This is a genomic window from Burkholderia sp. 9777_1386 (assembly GCF_015712265.1).
GTDB classification, from domain to species: domain Bacteria; phylum Pseudomonadota; class Gammaproteobacteria; order Burkholderiales; family Burkholderiaceae; genus Burkholderia; species Burkholderia cenocepacia.
The window spans coordinates 85,778-101,271 of sequence record NZ_JACCQB010000013.1 but is presented as its reverse complement, the minus strand read 5'-3'; the positions used below and the strand labels follow the sequence as shown (position 1 = coordinate 101,271).

Annotated in this window: 11 protein-coding genes; 6 read left to right on the top strand and 5 right to left on the bottom strand. The window is 68.6% G+C overall.

Going from position 1 to position 15,494, the window contains the following annotated elements; translation table 11 throughout:
* The first annotated feature begins 209 nt into the window (after positions 1-209).
* Positions 210-857 (top strand): OmpA family protein, encoded by a 648-nt coding sequence (locus tag H0X91_RS13180; protein ID WP_006485420.1) that lies wholly within the window; start codon positions 210-212, stop codon positions 855-857.
* A 379-nt stretch (positions 858-1,236) separates the two neighbouring features.
* Positions 1,237-3,393, top strand: a complete 2,157-nt coding sequence (metG, locus tag H0X91_RS13175; RefSeq protein ID WP_006493649.1) for a methionine--tRNA ligase — start codon at positions 1,237-1,239, stop codon at positions 3,391-3,393.
* Positions 3,394-3,484: 91 nt separating this feature from the next.
* Here the strand turns inward: metG and H0X91_RS13170 are convergent, their stop codons facing one another.
* Both H0X91_RS13170 and H0X91_RS13165 read right to left on the bottom strand, forming a co-directional pair.
* On the bottom strand, positions 3,485-7,528 hold the full coding sequence (locus H0X91_RS13170; RefSeq protein ID WP_196433084.1) for a translocation/assembly module TamB domain-containing protein: 4,044 nt from the start codon (positions 7,526-7,528) through the stop codon (positions 3,485-3,487).
* 45 nt (positions 7,529-7,573) lie between these two features.
* Complete coding sequence (locus H0X91_RS13165; RefSeq protein WP_012492817.1) at positions 7,574-9,388, bottom strand: autotransporter assembly complex protein TamA; 1,815 nt, start codon at positions 9,386-9,388, stop codon at positions 7,574-7,576.
* 216 nt (positions 9,389-9,604) lie between these two features.
* Between H0X91_RS13165 and H0X91_RS13160 the strand changes: the two genes are divergently transcribed.
* The 4 genes from H0X91_RS13160 to panD all read left to right on the top strand — a co-directional run bounded on the left by H0X91_RS13160 (position 9,605) and on the right by panD (position 12,210).
* A complete protein-coding gene (locus H0X91_RS13160) occupies positions 9,605-9,793 on the top strand; it encodes a DUF3460 family protein (protein WP_006484044.1) in 189 nt (62 codons plus the stop codon).
* A 4-nt stretch (positions 9,794-9,797) separates the two neighbouring features.
* The gene (locus H0X91_RS13155) at positions 9,798-10,670 is read left to right on the top strand and encodes a segregation and condensation protein A (protein ID WP_006478106.1); all 873 of its coding nucleotides are present in this window, start codon (positions 9,798-9,800) and stop codon (positions 10,668-10,670) included.
* Positions 10,671-10,939: 269 nt separating this feature from the next.
* A complete protein-coding gene (gene panC / locus H0X91_RS13150) occupies positions 10,940-11,779 on the top strand; it encodes a pantoate--beta-alanine ligase (RefSeq protein ID WP_058901708.1) in 840 nt (279 codons plus the stop codon).
* 44 nt (positions 11,780-11,823) lie between these two features.
* Positions 11,824-12,210, top strand: a complete 387-nt coding sequence (gene panD, locus H0X91_RS13145; protein WP_006484038.1) for an aspartate 1-decarboxylase — start codon at positions 11,824-11,826, stop codon at positions 12,208-12,210.
* 131 nt (positions 12,211-12,341) lie between these two features.
* Here the strand turns inward: panD and H0X91_RS13140 are convergent, their stop codons facing one another.
* The 3 genes from H0X91_RS13140 to H0X91_RS13130 form a co-directional block, all read right to left on the bottom strand.
* Entirely contained in the window at positions 12,342-13,004 is a 663-nt protein-coding gene (locus tag H0X91_RS13140; protein WP_058901709.1) for a ParA family protein, read from the bottom strand.
* Positions 13,005-13,151: 147 nt separating this feature from the next.
* A complete protein-coding gene (locus tag H0X91_RS13135) occupies positions 13,152-13,565 on the bottom strand; it encodes a DoxX family protein (protein ID WP_058901710.1) in 414 nt (137 codons plus the stop codon).
* A gap of 359 nt (positions 13,566-13,924) precedes the next feature.
* Positions 13,925-15,439, bottom strand: a complete 1,515-nt coding sequence (locus H0X91_RS13130; protein WP_196433083.1) for a cobyric acid synthase — start codon at positions 15,437-15,439, stop codon at positions 13,925-13,927.
* Positions 15,440-15,494 lie beyond the last annotated feature (55 nt).

The window sequence follows — 15,494 nt, the reverse complement described above, 5'->3', positions numbered from 1 at the left end:
ATAGGGCCAAATCGGCCACTAACCGCCTATATTGTAGAGGCTGACGCGTCGCGCTGTCCGAACAGCCACGCTGACGGACAGGGCATGCGACCGCCTCGGCGGCTGCCGCGAGCGCAGGCCGGCCTTCCTTTTTCGGACGGCCCGCGCAGGGAGCCGTAACTGTTGTTTGTCGTCGTTGTCGACTCGTTCAACCAAGAGAGGAATCCAAGATGAACATGAAAATCGCGACTCGCCTGTCCGTATTCGCACTCGCCGGCGCACTGCTGGCAGGCTGCGCCACGCAGCAAGGCAACAATACGGCCGTCGGCACCGGCACGGGTGCGGCGCTGGGCGCGGGGATCGGCGCGCTGGCCGGTGGCGGCAAGGGCGCGGCGATCGGCGCGGGCGTCGGCGCACTGGTCGGTGGCGTGACGGGTTACAACTGGCAAGCGATCAAGAACAAGCTCGCACCGTCGGCAGCGCAGACGGGCACGCAGGTGACCGAGCAGCCGGACGGCTCGCTGAAGCTGAACGTGCCGAGCTCGGTCACGTTCGCGACGAACCAGTACGCGATCACGCCGGCGTTCACGCCGCTGCTGAACGACCTCGCGACGACGCTGAACCAGAACCCGCAAGTGACGGCATCGATCGTCGGCTACACGGACAGCACGGGCTCGGCCCAGCTGAACCAGACGCTGTCGCAGAATCGCGCGCAAAGCGTCGTGAACGCGCTCGTGCAGCGCGGCGTGAACGGCGGCCGCCTGTCGGCGCAAGGCATGGGCGCATCGAACCCGATCGCGGACAACGCGACCGAAGCCGGCCGCGCACAGAACCGCCGCGTCGAGATCTACCTGCGCGCACCGCAACAGCATCAGTAAGCGCGACCACGAGAGGAATCGTGCGGGCAGCCTGCCCGCACAGCCCCGCCTGGCAAGGCTTTGGGCGGGGCCGGTAACAAATCGAAAAAATTTTCGAACTTCTGTCGCAGGCCGTGGTCAGTATTTACGGTACGCGGCTGGTGTTGCCGGCGCGTCACCATTCTCCTCTTGTCGTTGTTGCTCCGGGGCCGTATCCGCCCCGGTTTTTTTTGCCCGGAGAATTCGTGCTGCGCTGCAGCACAACGTCGCCCGGCATGCCGCGTGTGCGGCCTCACCCCTTCCGCCGCCCGGTCCGCGGCGCCGGCCCGCCGCGCTGGCCCGCGCCCCTGCTAGAATCGCAGTTTCCCGTCGTTTTTCCCGCTGTTCTTCTCCAGACCCTATGTCCGCATCCGACCTCACTTCCGTGCAGGCTGCGGCGCCGCAAGGCAGCCGCCAGATCCTCGTTACGTCCGCACTGCCCTATGCCAACGGGCAGATCCACATCGGCCACCTGGTCGAGTACATCCAGACCGACATCTGGGTGCGGGCGCTGCGAATGCATGGCCATGAGGTCTACTACATCGGCGCCGACGATACGCACGGCACGCCGATCATGCTGCGCGCGGAGAAGGAAGGCCTGACCCCGAAGCAGCTGATCGACCGCGTGTGGACCGAGCACAAGCGCGACTTCGACAGCTTCGGCGTGTCGTTCGACAACTTCTACTCGACCGATTCGGACGAGAACCGCGTGCTGAGCGAGAAGATCTATCTCGCGCTGCAGGAAGCCGGCCTGATCGCCGAGCGCGAAATCGAGCAGGCGTACGATCCGGTCAAGGAAATGTTCCTGCCGGACCGCTTCATCAAGGGCGAGTGTCCGAAGTGCCACGCGAAGGACCAGTACGGCGACAACTGCGAAGTGTGCGGCTCGACCTACCTGCCGACCGAACTGCTGAACCCGTATTCGGTCGTGTCCGGCGCGACGCCGGTGCGCAAGACCTCGAAGCACTACTTCTTCCGCCTGTCCGACCCGCGCTGCGAATCGTTCCTGCGCGAATGGGTGAGCGGCCTCGCGCAGCCCGAAGCGACCAACAAGATGCGCGAATGGCTCGGCGACGCGGGCGAAGCCAAGCTCGCCGACTGGGACATCTCGCGTGACGCGCCGTACTTCGGCTTCGAGATCCCGGGCGCGCCCGGCAAGTATTTCTACGTGTGGCTCGATGCGCCGGTCGGCTACTACGCGAGCTTCAAGAACCTGTGCGAGCGCAACGGCATCGATTTCGATGCGTGGATCCGTCCCGGCTCGAAGGCCGAGCAGTACCACTTCATCGGCAAGGACATCCTGTACTTCCACACGCTGTTCTGGCCCGCGATGCTCGAGTTCTCGGGCCACCGCACGCCGACCAACGTGTTCGCGCACGGCTTCCTGACCGTCGACGGCGCGAAGATGTCGAAATCGCGCGGCACGTTCATCACCGCGCAGAGCTACATCGACACCGGCCTGAACCCGGAGTGGCTGCGCTACTACTTCGCCGCGAAGCTGAACGCGACGATGGAAGACATCGACCTGAACCTCGACGACTTCCAGGCGCGCGTGAACAGCGATCTCGTCGGCAAGTATGTGAACATCGCGAGCCGCGCGGCCGGCTTCCTGATCAAGCGTTTCGACGGCCGCGTGCAGGACAGCGCGATGAATCATCCGCTCGTCGCGAAGCTGCGCGATGCGATTCCACAGATCGCCGCGAGCTACGAAGCGCGCGAATACGGCCGCGCGCTGCGCCACACGATGGAGCTCGCGGACGAAGTGAACGCATACGTCGACGGCGCGAAGCCGTGGGATCTCGCGAAGGATCCGGCCAACGCGGTCGCGCTGCACGAAACCTGCAGCGTGAGCCTCGAGGCCTTCCGCCTGCTGTCGCTCGCGCTGAAGCCGGTGATGCCGCGCGTCGCCGCAGCGGTCGAGGCGTTCTTCGGGATCGCGCCGCTCGCGTGGGCCGATGCCGCGAAGCCGCTGTCGTCGGCGCAGCCGATCAAGGCGTACCAGCACCTGATGACGCGCGTCGATGCGAAGCAGATCGAAGCGCTGCTCGCCGCGAACCGCGATTCGCTGCAGGCCGATGCAGCCGGCGCGGCCGCCGGCGGCGCCAATGCTGCGAAGGACGCGAAGAGCAACGCCAAGGCGAACGCGAAGCCGGCCGTCGTGAACGGCGCCGACGACGCGCCGATCTCGATCGACGATTTCGCGAAGATCGACCTGCGCATCGCGAAGATCGTCGCGTGCCAGGCGGTCGAAGGGTCGGACAAGCTGCTGCAGCTCACGCTCGACGTCGGCGAGGAAAAGACCCGCAACGTGTTCTCGGGCATCAAGTCCGCGTACCAGCCCGAGCAGCTCGTCGGCAAGCTGACCGTGATGGTCGCGAATCTCGCGCCGCGCAAGATGAAGTTCGGCCTGTCCGAAGGGATGGTGCTCGCCGCGTCGGCCACCGACGAGAAGGCGGAACCGGGCCTCTACATCCTCGAACCGCACAGCGGCGCGAAGCCCGGCATGCGCGTGAAGTAAGCAGAACGCACTGCTGCCGCCGCAAAAAGCCCCGCACGATGTCGAATCGTGCGGGGCTTTTTTATCGCTGCCCGGTAAGCCGCATCCGCCGTCACCGCTGCCCGAACCAGCGATCGAAGCGCCGCGTGTAGTTCAGGTCGACGCCCTGGAACGTGCCGCCGTACGCGGACACCGACCAGAAGCGCGTCAGGTTGATCGTCGCCTTGAACGCGTTGCTCGCCGATTGCAGCCCCTGCTCGAAGCCGAGCACGAACCGCTCGTTGATCGCCTTCGACACCAGCACGACCTGCGGATCGGTCAGGCCGACTTCGCTACGGCCGACCGACACCTCGTCGAGGCCGAAGGTCTGCGCGACGCGCTTGCCGGTCACGCTGCCGAGCAGCCCGAGCGCCGCCGTCATCGCGCCCTGCTGGCCGACGTTGTTGCCCTGGTCGGTGCCGTGCCCGAACAGCAGCCACGACAGCTTTTCGTTGTCGGTGACGTTCGGCTCCGACACGAGCTTGACGGTCGGCGACTGGATCGTGCCCGTCACCTGCACGCCGGCCTCGACCTCCTGGTTGCGCCGCATCGCGAGAATGTTGACGCCCGGGTTCGATACCGGGCCGTTGAACGTGAAGAAGCCGTTCTCGATCGCGAGCTTGCGGCCGAACGTCGTGTACGTCGAACCTTCGGTCACACGCACGTTGCCGACCGCGCGCAGCGGCACGCCCGGCGCGCTCATCACGGTGATCGTGCCGCGCAGCCCCAGATCCGCGCCGTGCCCCTTGAAGCGGAAGTTGTTGCCGAGCCCGACGTCGATGTTCGCGCGCGGCGCGAGCGATGGCGCCGGCTTGTCCTCGACCGCCTTCGGCTTCGCGACCGCGGTGCCGGTCGGCGTCTCGCCGCGCACCGTGCCGTCCGGCTGCACGATCACGACGTCGTCCGACAGGTGCGGCGCCGATTGCTCGGGCAGGTCGAACAGCGCGCGGTCGACCACGAACTTGCCGTCGATCGACAGCGCGCCGCGCGGCCCGTCGTTCGCGACGGTGGCCTTGCCCGACAGCGACAGCTTGCGATCGGGCGCCGCGAACAGTTCGAGCTTGTCCGCGACGATGCTCGCGGTCAGGTCCGGCGCCTCGCCGTCGAGGCGCACGCGGCCGAGCGCGCGCAGCGTGCCGTCGCCGCCGTGAAATTCGACCTGCTGGAATTCGACGAGGTTGTCCGACAGCTTCACGCGCACGATGCCGTCCTTCAGCTGCACGCCCTGGTCGATCAGCGTCGCGGACAGCTCGTCGCCCGTCAGCGTCCCCGACAGGTTCGGTTTCACCGGCGTGCCGGAAACCGTCAGCTTCAGCGCCGCGCGCCCGCCGAGCAGGTAGCTCGGCCCGAACAGGTTGCCGGTGGTCTTCAGCGCCGGGATGTCGGCATCGATGCGGCCCGACAGCGGACCGTCGTCGACGATGCCGAACACGCCGTCGCGCAACGCGAACGGCACCGTGACGTTCGCGTCGAGCGTGCCGATCCGGCTCGCCTTCGCGAGCGCCGTCACGTTGAGCCGGTTGCCGGGCGCGAAGCTCGCCCGGGCGGACAGATCGGTCAGGCCGAGCGACGCGATGCCGCGCCCGCTCTCGATCGTCACGTCGCCGCCGCGGCGCTTCACCTGCACGTGGCCCGTCGCGTTCGCACCGAGCGAGAAATCCCAGTCGGCATCGAGCACGACGTCGGTCCGCACCGGCGGCCGCTGGCCGGTCAGCGCCTGGCGCACCTCGAGGAAACGCGCGACCGATGCACCGGTCACGGTGCCCGCCGAGCGCATCTGGCCGCGATCGAACACGAACGATTTCAGGTCGATCGCCGCGCCTTCGAGCGTGAACCGCGTCGCGCCGAGCGTCACACGACCGGCGCCGGCCGATATCGTCAACGGCGCCTGCAGCGCGAGCGCCGGCGTGCCGCGATTCGCGAGACGCGTGACGGTGCCGTCCCAGCGCATGCCGTCGCGGTTCTCGACCACGCCGCCGTTCGCCGCGAGCGTCAGGTCGATCACGCGGCCGCTGGCCATCCCGAGCGCCGATGCGTCGAGCGTGTGCTTCGCGCGCGTGCCGTCGAGGTTCGCGCGCAACGACTTCAGCTTGAACGAGCCGAGCGCGATGTCGGCCGCGTCGGCCGTGAACACGAGCGCGCCGTGCGCGCCGTCGCGGATGTCCGCGCGGCCCTGGGCGGTGCCGATCCGGTTCGAGCCGACGACGACGTGCTCGGCCTTGTAGGTCGCCGTCACGTTCGGATGCGCGAAGCTGCCGGTCAGGTCGCCCTGCGCCTGCACGAGCCCTTCGATGCCGAAGCCGAGGCGGTCGAGCTGCGGCGCGTCGACGACGAAGCGCAGCCGGTCGCCGGGTGCGCCGAAGCTGCCGCGCAGGTCGACGTGGTTGCCGGCGATCGACAGGTTCGCGTTGCTCGGCAGGATGCGCGAGCCGGCGAGCTGCACGACGCCGGCGCCGGTCAGCGGCACGCCGTCGTACAGGCTGTCGGCGAGCTTGAAGGTCGCTTTCGTCGAGACCTGCGGCGCGAACGCGCCCGACGCGGTCAGCGTGCCCGACACGCGCGTTTCGCCGCGCTTGGCCGGGGCCTTGGCGGCCTTCGCCGGCGCCTTGCCGCCGCCCGCCTTCGGCGCACTCATCGCGGCGAGCAGCAGCGGATCGAACGCGGTCAGCGTCGCCTTCGCGTCATAGCTCGAGTGCGCGTCGTGGCGGAACACGCCCGTCAGGTCGATGCGTCCCTTGGCCGCAGTCACGCGCGTATCGGTCAGCACGGTCTGCTGCTGCGTGAGCGCGACCTTGGCGCGCGCGCCCAGCGCGAGCTTCGGATCGTTCAGGTTGAAATCGACGGTCGTCACGTCGCCCGCGAGCGTCACGCCGAGCGGGCCGCCGAGGCGCATCGGCCGCAGTTCGGCGACGAACGCGTTCAGGTCGAGGTTCGCGACCTTCAGATCGAAGCGGCCCTTGCCGCCCGTGAGCGTGCCGCCGCCCGTCACGCTGCCGTCGCGGATCAGCTTCAGCGCGAGGCCGTCGATCCGTTGCGCGTGCGCGTCGAGATGCACGGTCGCATGCGCGTCGATCACCGGCAGCAGATGGTCGCCGAGCGTACCGGGTTTCGCGTTGACGATCGACACCGGGCCCGTCACCGCGAAGCCCTTCGCGGGCGCCGAGCCTGCCGGCGCGGTCACCGGTGCGAGTTCGGCGCGCACCGCGAGATCGGCCGCGGGCGCACCGGGCGACAGTGCCTGCGGGTTCACGTGGTCGAACGCGAGCGACGCGCGCGTGAGGGGCACCGTGCCGAATGGCGCGGCCTCGACGTGCGCGCGCCCGTTCAGCTTCATCCCGCTCGCGTCGACGTCGGCGACGAGCGCCTCGAGCGAGCCCGACACGCGGGCCCGCGCGTCGACCGGCTCGTCCGACAGCTTGCCCGCGTAGGTCGCTTCACCGGTCAGCGCGAACGGCTTCACGCCGTCGAGCTTCGCGCGCGCGGTCAGCGCGCCGTACGGCGTATCGACGCCGTCGAGCACGAGTTCATGGTGACGGCCGTCGCTGCGGCCGTTCAGCGCGAGATGGTCGAGCTGCGTCGTCGAGCCGCCTTCGTGAATCGCGAGGCGATCGACGCGCAGGTCGTCGATCCGCACCTGCAGCGGCAGGCTCAGGTCCTGCGGCGTCGTACTCGGTGTCGACGGCCCCGGCGCGATCCGCACGTCGATCGTGCCGGCGCGCAGATAGGCGATGGACAGCCGCCACGGCGCACGCGTCAGTGCCCAGCGGCCGTCGAGCCGGTCGATGCGGACCTCGGTGCCGGTGCCGTCGGGGCTGGTCCACGCGAACCCGCGCAACCGCACGCCGGTCGCGAGCGAGCCGCCTTCGAGCGTGCCCGCGAGCCGTGTCCCGAGCACCTTGCCGGCCACCTGCCACGCGAGTCGCGTCCCGCGCTCGGTCGTCACCGCGCCGGCCACGAGCCCCACTGCCAGCACGACGAGCAGCACGACCGTCGCAAGCGTCCACGCGACGACACGCCACGCACGGCCACGGCGCGGCGCGCGCGGCGGCGTGTCGGGCGCACCGTCGGGCGAATCCGGATCGTGAGGCGGCGGCGTGTCGTTCGGGTCCTTCGTCATGCGGTTCGTCGTGCGGGTCGTCAGGTCGTCAATAGGGCGGCAGGTTCAGAAAGCGATGCCGAGCGTCAGGTACGGGCGCACGCTGTGGTTGCGCAGGCCGTACGCGACGTCGACGTTGATCGGGCCGACCGGGCTGCGCCAGCGCGCACCGACGCCCACGCCCGGGTAGAACACGCGCTCGCCCCACGCATCGGTCGCGGTGCCGATGTCGAAGAACGTCGCAGCGCCCCAGTCGCGGTTGAACCAGTGCTGGTATTCGGCCGTACCCGTCATCAGGTACTTGGTCGGCAGAACGGAGCCGTCGACGCTGTTGCCGATGCTCTGGTAGCCGTAGCCGCGCACCGAGTTCGAGCCGCCGGCGCGGAACAGCAGCGACGCCGGCACGCCGGTCGAGCTGCCGCTCGTAAACACGCCGCCGAGCTCCGCGCGGAACACGAACAGGTCGCGCTTGCCGATCGGCAGGTATTGCTGCCCGCGCGCGTAGCCGCGGATGAAGGTCTCGTCGGCCAGCACGCCCTTGACCGCGAAGCCGGCCTCCGCATGAATCAGGTTGCCCGAGCGCGGAAACAGCGGATCGTCGACGTTGCGGCGGGTCCACGCCCATTGCGGCACGAGCGCGCGGCTCGTGGTCGGCCCCGCGCCGTTCTGGTCGAGCCGATCCTGGTAGTACATCAGCGAATACGAATAGTCGATGAACTGCCCGGTGCGCGTACGCTGCACGCCGACCCGCGCGCTGTAGATGCGGGTGTCCGACACGTTGGTGTTCGTGTACGACGCGAGCACGCTGTTGGTCCAGCCCTTCTCGCCCGGCGGCATCGACAGCTGGACCTGCCCGTACTGCTGGATCTGGTCGAGCCGGCCCGAGACAGTCAGCGGCCACGCGGCGCCGAACGTGTCGAGATACGTATAGGAGCCTTGTACGTGCGGCCCCGTATCGGTGGCGAAGCCGACGCCGCCGCGGATGTTGTTGTACGGGAACTCGCTGACCTTCACGTGCACGGGCGTGCGCTCGGGCTTCGACGTATCGTCGCCGACGTCGATCGCGACGCTCGCGTAGTACGGCGTGTTCTGCAGCTGCCGCTGCAATTCCGCGATCCGCTGCACGTCGTAGATCTCGCCTTCCGACAACGGATTGACGTTCGTGACGATCTTTTCCGGATAACGACGCACGCCGTCGACATCAACCTTGCCGATCGTGAACGTCGGGCCGCTGTCGAACGTGACCGCGAGCGTCGCACGCTGCGTGCGCGGATCGATGCGCGCCTCGGACGACGCGATCTTCGCGCCGAGATAGCGGCGCGCCTGCAGTTGCCGCAGCGCCGCGCCCTTCGCGCTGTCCCAGTCGGACTGCGTGAACGGGTCGCCCGGCTTCATCGAGAACGCGAAACGGGTGGCGGTCTCCTGCTTCGGATCCTCGGTCTCGACCGGCCCCTTGAACGTCAGGTCGACCGTCGACACGACGGTCTGCTTGCCCGGGTCGACGGCGATGCGCACGTCGCGCTTGCCGTCGCGCGTGCGCACGTCGGTGCGCACGACCGGCGAGAAATAGCCGGCCGTCGCGGCCAGGTCGCGCACCTGCTGCGGCGTGGCGGTCACGAGGAAGTCGAACTGGTCGTCGCTGATGTCGTCGCGCTTCGCGAAGCGCGCGATGTCGAGATGGGTCTTGAGGAGCTTGCGGATCGAGCGCGGCGCGTCGATGTCGACGTCGTACTTCGCGTGGGCCGGCACCGCGAAGCACGCGGCCAGGCAACCCGCGAGGGCCGCCCGCGCGACGCGGGCCGCGGCGCCGGCGCGAGCGCGTGCCGCGCGCGGGCCTGCGTCATGCGCCGTGTGTGCTTGCTGGTTCGACTGCCCCGCCAAATATGACCTCGCCGTCCTGGATTGTCACGGTTTCGTGGAAAACCCTGTATTTGACCACAGGGCGCGGGCGTCACAGCCAAACGATTGTGAAAGAGTGCTAGGCACCGGCCCGCGGTTTCGACGCGCGATTGGCGCCGGCTGTTCCCCGTGATGCGGTAAAATCCCGCCATCGCGAATCCGGCGCGTCGTGCGCCGCCCGAAACGGAAGATCCAGCCATGCCGTACCAGTCCGACGTCACGCAGTTCCTGAACCAGCTCAAGCAGCAGAAGCCGACGCTCGAAGAAGAGCAGCGCAAGGGCCGTTCCCTGCTGTGGGACAAGCAGCCGATCGATCTCGAAGAGCGCGCCGAGCAGCAGGAGTCGCGCGTGAAGCAAACGCCGTACGTCTACTACCAGAACTTCTGACGACGTGAGCGCCGCCGACGAGGCCAGCGCCGCCCGGCAGGACGACGCGATCGCCGCGCCCGCGGGCGCCGATTCGACGCCCGACACGGTCGACGGTGTCGCGGCGTTCGCACGCCTGTACGGCGAGCCGCTCTTCAAGCTGCCGCAGGACCTCTACATCCCGCCCGATGCGCTCGAGGTGTTCCTCGAGACGTTCGAAGGCCCGCTCGACCTGCTGCTGTACCTGATCCGCAAGCAGAACTTCAACGTGCTCGACATCCCGATGGCGCAGGTCACCGCGCAATACCTCGGCTACGTCGACCAGATCCGCGCGTCGAACCTCGAGCTCGCGGCCGAGTACCTGCTGATGGCCGCGATGCTGATCGAGATCAAGTCGCGGATGCTGCTGCCGGTCAAGAAGGCCGACACCGGCGAGGAAGCCGAGGACCCGCGCGCCGAACTCGTGCGCCGGCTGCTCGAGTACGAGCAGATGAAGCTCGCCGCGCAGCGGCTCGACCAGCTGCCGCAGCTCGGCCGCGATTTCCTGCGCGCCGAGGTGTACATCGAGCAAAGCGTCACGCCGCGCTTTCCCGACGTGAATTCGGACGACCTGCGCGCCGCGTGGGCCGACGTGCTCAAGCGCGCGAAGCTCGTCCAGCACCACAAAATCTCCCGCGAGGAGCTGTCGGTGCGCGAACACATGAGCCTGATCCTGCGCCGGCTGCAGAACGCGCGCTTCATGGAGTTCGCCGACCTGTTCGACACGTCGCGCGGCGTGCCGGTCGTCGTCGTGAACTTCATCGCGATGCTCGAACTCGCGCGCGAATCGCTGCTCGAGATCACGCAGGCCGAGCCGTTCGCGCCGATCTACGTGCGTCTCGCGTACCTGCCCGCATAAGGGCCGCCCCGTCGCCTCCCGTTCCCGGTTCGCTCCGACGCTCGCCGCTTCGCCGCGGCGGGTGGCCGTCCGGCGCGTATCCGACACGTATCCGGCAAGCCTCGACAAAAAGTGAACGATCGTTCTTTTATCGATGCGTCGCGCGGCCAAATCCTCTACAATCCGCCGACGCCCGATGCGCCGCCCGCGCGCCGGCGTTCTCCGCTTCGACCCCGACGCCGCTGCTGCGGCGCCAACGCGCGCCTGCGCGAGGAACCCGCTACCCGATCATGAAAGTCATCAGCTCGATCCAGGAACTGCGCGACCAGCTGCGCGGACAGAACCGCACGGCGTTCGTGCCGACCATGGGCAACCTGCACGAAGGGCACCTGTCGCTGATGCGCCTCGCGCGCCAGCACGGCGACCCGGTCGTGGCGAGCATCTTCGTCAACCGGCTGCAATTCGGCCCGAACGAGGATTTCGACAAGTACCCGCGCACGCTCCAGGACGATATCGAGAAGCTGCAGCAGGAAAACGTATACGTGCTGTTCGCGCCGACCGAGCGCGACATGTACCCTGAGCCGCAGGAATACCGCGTGCTGCCGCCGGACGATCTCGGCGGGATTCTCGAAGGCGAGTTCCGGCCCGGCTTCTTCGCCGGCGTGTGCACGGTCGTCACGAAACTGATGTCGTGCGTGCAGCCGCGCGTCGCCGTGTTCGGCAAGAAGGATTACCAGCAGTTGATGATCGTGCGCCGCATGTGCCAGCAGCTCGCGCTGCCGGTCGAGATCATCGCGGCCGAGACCGTGCGGGACGAGGACGGCCTCGCGCTGTCGTCGCGCAACCGCTACCTGACGCCCGACGAGCGCAGGGAAGCGCCCGAGCTGGCGAAAACGCTGCAGCGCGTGCGCGACAGCGTGCTCGGCGGCGAGCGCGACCTCGGCAAGCTCGAGCAGCACGCGCACACGCACCTGGCCGAACGCGGCTGGGCGCCCGACTACATCGCGATCCGCCGCCGCGCGAACCTGGTCGCACCGAGCGCCGCCGAACTCGAAGCCGGCGAGCCGCTCGTCGTGCTCGCGGCCGCGAAACTCGGCGCGACGCGCCTCATCGACAACCTGGAAATCTGACGGGCGGCCCGCCCGCGCCTCTCACGACGCATCACGGAGACACCATGCAGCGCCACATGCTCAAATCGAAGATCCACCGCGCGGCGGTCACGCACTGCGAACTGCACTACGAAGGTTCGTGCGCGATCGACGAAGACCTGCTCGAAGCGGCGGGCCTCATCGAAAACGAACGGATCGACATCTGGAACATCAACAACGGCGAGCGTTTCTCGACGTACGCGATCAAGGGCGAGCGCGGCAGCGGGATGATCTCGCTGAACGGCTCGGCCGCGCGCCGCGCGCAGCTCGGCGACCTCGTGATCATCGCGGCGTTCGCGATGGTCGACGAAGCCGAGCTGCAGGCCGGCTGGAAGCCGAAGCTCGTGTTCATCGACGAAGGCAACAAGATCAAGGGCCACCGCGATCACGTGCCGACGCAGAACTGGACGTGACCTGAGCGGCATGCCCGCGTGCCGTGGCGCGCGGTGCAGCGATGCCGCTGGCGACCGAAGGGCCGGATACCGTGCGCGACGGGATCCGGCCCTTTCTCATTGGAGGTCGCATCGGCCGGACGGCCGGGCGTTCAGGACGCTGCCTTGGCGGCCTTCTCGGCCTTCGGCGCGCGGCGTTCGGCCCATTCGACGATCGGCCGCCACTGTTCGAGATCCTTCTCGACGCGGCTTTTCGCGACGTCCCACAGCGTCAGGCCGTGCGCGGCGATCTGCACGTAGTTCTGCGTGTCGCGCACGTAGCCGAGCACCGGCAGGCCGAGCCCCTCGACGAACCGGTGCAGCTGGTCGGACGAGCGCGTGCGCGCGTCGACCCGCATCCCGACGATCCCGACCTCGACGCTGCCCTTGCGCACGGCCTTCTCGCCGGCGAGGCGCTCCAGAAACTGCTGGGTCGCGAGAATATCGAACATCGACGGCTGCAGCGGCACGATCACCTTGTCGGCCAGTTGCAGCGCGACGTTGAGCCGCGTGCCGTGCAGGCCGGCCGGCGTATCGATCACCGCATATTCCAGCCCGCGCGGCGGCTTCGACGGCGCCTCCGGATCGAGTTCCCACGCCTCGATCGCCGGCAAGCCAGCCGGCCGCAGGTCGAGCCACGCATGCGCGGACTGCTGCCGGTCCAGGTCGGCCAGCGCGACCCATGCGCCTTGCGCCGCGAAATAGCCGGCTAGATTGGTGGACAGCGTGCTCTTGCCCACGCCGCCCTTCGGATTCGCCACCACGATGACCGTCATGAATTCCCCCGAAAAAGCCGCGCGGCGCCGGCCGTATGGCAGGCGCCGCTCGATTGCGGATACAGGGAGCGATGATATCGGCAAACGGGGTGTCACCGGAACCGGTCACGCCGAACCGCGTGCCGGTTTCGTCGGCTTTCCGTCAGGTCATGCGCGCTGGAGCGCGGCCTCCCGCGTGCCGAGCGCGAACGCGCCGCCGCCCAGCAGGGCCTGCACGGCCAGCGTGACGGCCCAGAACGCCGGATATTCCCAGCCGCCGTGCGGCGATGCGAAGCTCCAGCCGTTCGGCAGATGCGCGGCGACCGCGCCGAGCATGAACGGCAGCAGCACCAGCGCGGCGATGCGCACGCGGACCCCCGCGAGCAGCGCCAGGCCGCCCGCCAGTTCGACGAACGTGGTCAGGTAGGCGAGCCAGCCCGGCAGGCCGATCGACGCGAAGAACTGCACGGTGCCGGGCAACGTGAAAACAAAGACCTTCTGTGCGACGTGCGCGAGGTACAGCACGCCGAGGGCGACGCGCAGCAGCGTCGCGGCGAAATCGTTCAGGCGGTTGGCGTTCATGACGGATTCCTTCGTGAGTGGATGGGAGTGAATCGCACTCTATTCGAATCGATTCAGCCGATAAACACGCAATCTCGCTTAAATTGATTCCATTTAAGAACGAATTGAATCGCAAAAAAGAGCATGACCGATCATGCCCCGCATCCCGCTCAGTAACCGCTCTTGCCTTGCGTGGCGTCGCCGCCGGACTGGCCACCGCCCGGCGCATACGAATCGCACGCCTGCGCCACCGCCGACACGCCCAGCAGCACCGCGAGCAGGACGCCCCACCACCGTCGAGCCCTCTCGTCGCCCTCCTTCGGGCGGACCTCCGCCCTCCTCTGTTGTACGCGATCGAGCGGAAAAAGCGAGGGCCGGCCTCAACGAAACTCGGCGTACAGCGCGTCGAGGTCGAGGTGCGCGGCGAACGTGTCGGCCAGCCGTTCCAGCGAAGCCTCGCGCAGCGCCGGGTAGTCGATGCGGGCCGCGCCGTCGAGCCCCGCCCACGCGAGCAGCGCCGCGCAGGCGTCGGGCGCGTCGAACAGCCCGTGCACGTAGGTCGCGAGAATCTGGCCGTCGGCCGACAGCGCGCCGTCGGGACGCACGCCCTCCCGCACGCCGTCCCGCGCGGCATCGGCGGCCAGCATCAGCGCGGGCGTCTCGAGCGCCGGCCCGCGCGTGTCGCCCATGTGAATCTCGTAGCCGCGCACGGCGGCCGCGCCCGGCAGCGCGAGTTGCCCGGTCACGTTCTTCAGCGTCTTGTCGGGTTGCAGCGTCGTGTCGAAATCGAGCAGCCCGAGCCCCGGCACGCTGCCGGGTGCGCCTTCGAGGCCGAGCGGATCGTCGAGCGTGCGGCCGAGCATCTGCATGCCGCCGCAGATGCCGATCACCTTGCCGCCGTAGCGCAGATGGCGCCGGATCAGCGCGTCCCAGCCCGCGTCGCGCAGCCACGCGAGGTCGCGCTGCACGCTCTTCGAACCGGGCAGGATCAGCAGGTCGGCGTCGGGCACGGGGCCGCTCTTCCAGTACGTGAATTCGACCTGCGGATGCGCGCGTAGCGGATCGAAATCGGTGTGGTTGCTGATGCGCGGCAGCGCGGGCACCACCACGCGCAGCACGCCGGCATCGCCCCGTGCGGCGGCGCTGCGCGCCTGCGCGGGCAGCATGTCCTCCGCGTCGAGCAGCAGCCCGTGCAGATACGGCAGCACGCCGAACACCGGCTTGCCCATCCGCGCGCGCAGCCAGTCGAGCCCTGGTTCGAGCAGCTTGAGGTCGCCGCGGAAGCGGTTGATCACGAAGCCGCGCACACGTGCGCGCTCGCTGTCCGACAGACATGCGAGCGTGCCGACCAGATGCGCGAACACGCCGCCGCGATCGATGTCGGCGACGAGCACGACCGGGCAGTCGACCCGCTCGGCAAACCCCATGTTCGCGATGTCGCCATCGCGCAGGTTGATCTCGGCCGGACTGCCGGCGCCTTCGACGATCACCGTGTCGTAACCGGCGCGCAGGCGCGCGTACGATTCGAGCACCGCATCGAACGCGACCGGCTTGTAGTCGTGATACGCCCGCGCGTCGAGGTTCATGCGCGCCTTGCCGTGAATGATCACCTGCGCGCCGCGGTCGCTCGTCGGTTTCAGCAGCACCGGATTGAAATCCGTATGCGGCGCAACGCCGGCGGCCAGCGCCTGCAGCGCCTGCGCACGGCCGATCTCGCCGCCATCGGCCGTCACCGCGCTGTTGAGCGCCATGTTCTGCGGCTTGAACGGGGCCACGCGCGCGCCGCCGCGGCGCGCGAGGCGGCACAGGCCCGCGACGAGCGTGCTCTTGCCCGCGTCGGACGTCGTGCCCTGGATCATCAGCGTGCCGCGCGGCCGCGGCTCGGGTGCATTCATCGTGTCAAAGGTCGTCGCGAAGCAAAGGCGGCATTATCGCCCGCGCCGGGTCGTG

Coding starts and splice junctions, on each gene's coding strand:
- H0X91_RS13140 (WP_058901709.1), bottom strand. CDS start 13,004: ATGACGGTCATCGTGGTGGCGAATCCGAAGGGCGGCGTGGGCAAGAGC.
- H0X91_RS13180 (WP_006485420.1), top strand. CDS start 210: ATGAACATGAAAATCGCGACTCGCCTGTCCGTATTCGCACTCGCCGGC.
- H0X91_RS13135 (WP_058901710.1), bottom strand. CDS start 13,565: ATGAACGCCAACCGCCTGAACGATTTCGCCGCGACGCTGCTGCGCGTC.
- H0X91_RS13130 (WP_196433083.1), bottom strand. CDS start 15,439: ATGAATGCACCCGAGCCGCGGCCGCGCGGCACGCTGATGATCCAGGGC.
- panD (WP_006484038.1), top strand. CDS start 11,824: ATGCAGCGCCACATGCTCAAATCGAAGATCCACCGCGCGGCGGTCACG.
- metG (WP_006493649.1), top strand. CDS start 1,237: ATGTCCGCATCCGACCTCACTTCCGTGCAGGCTGCGGCGCCGCAAGGC.
- H0X91_RS13170 (WP_196433084.1), bottom strand. CDS start 7,528: ATGACGAAGGACCCGAACGACACGCCGCCGCCTCACGATCCGGATTCG.
- panC (WP_058901708.1), top strand. CDS start 10,940: ATGAAAGTCATCAGCTCGATCCAGGAACTGCGCGACCAGCTGCGCGGA.
- H0X91_RS13160 (WP_006484044.1), top strand. CDS start 9,605: ATGCCGTACCAGTCCGACGTCACGCAGTTCCTGAACCAGCTCAAGCAG.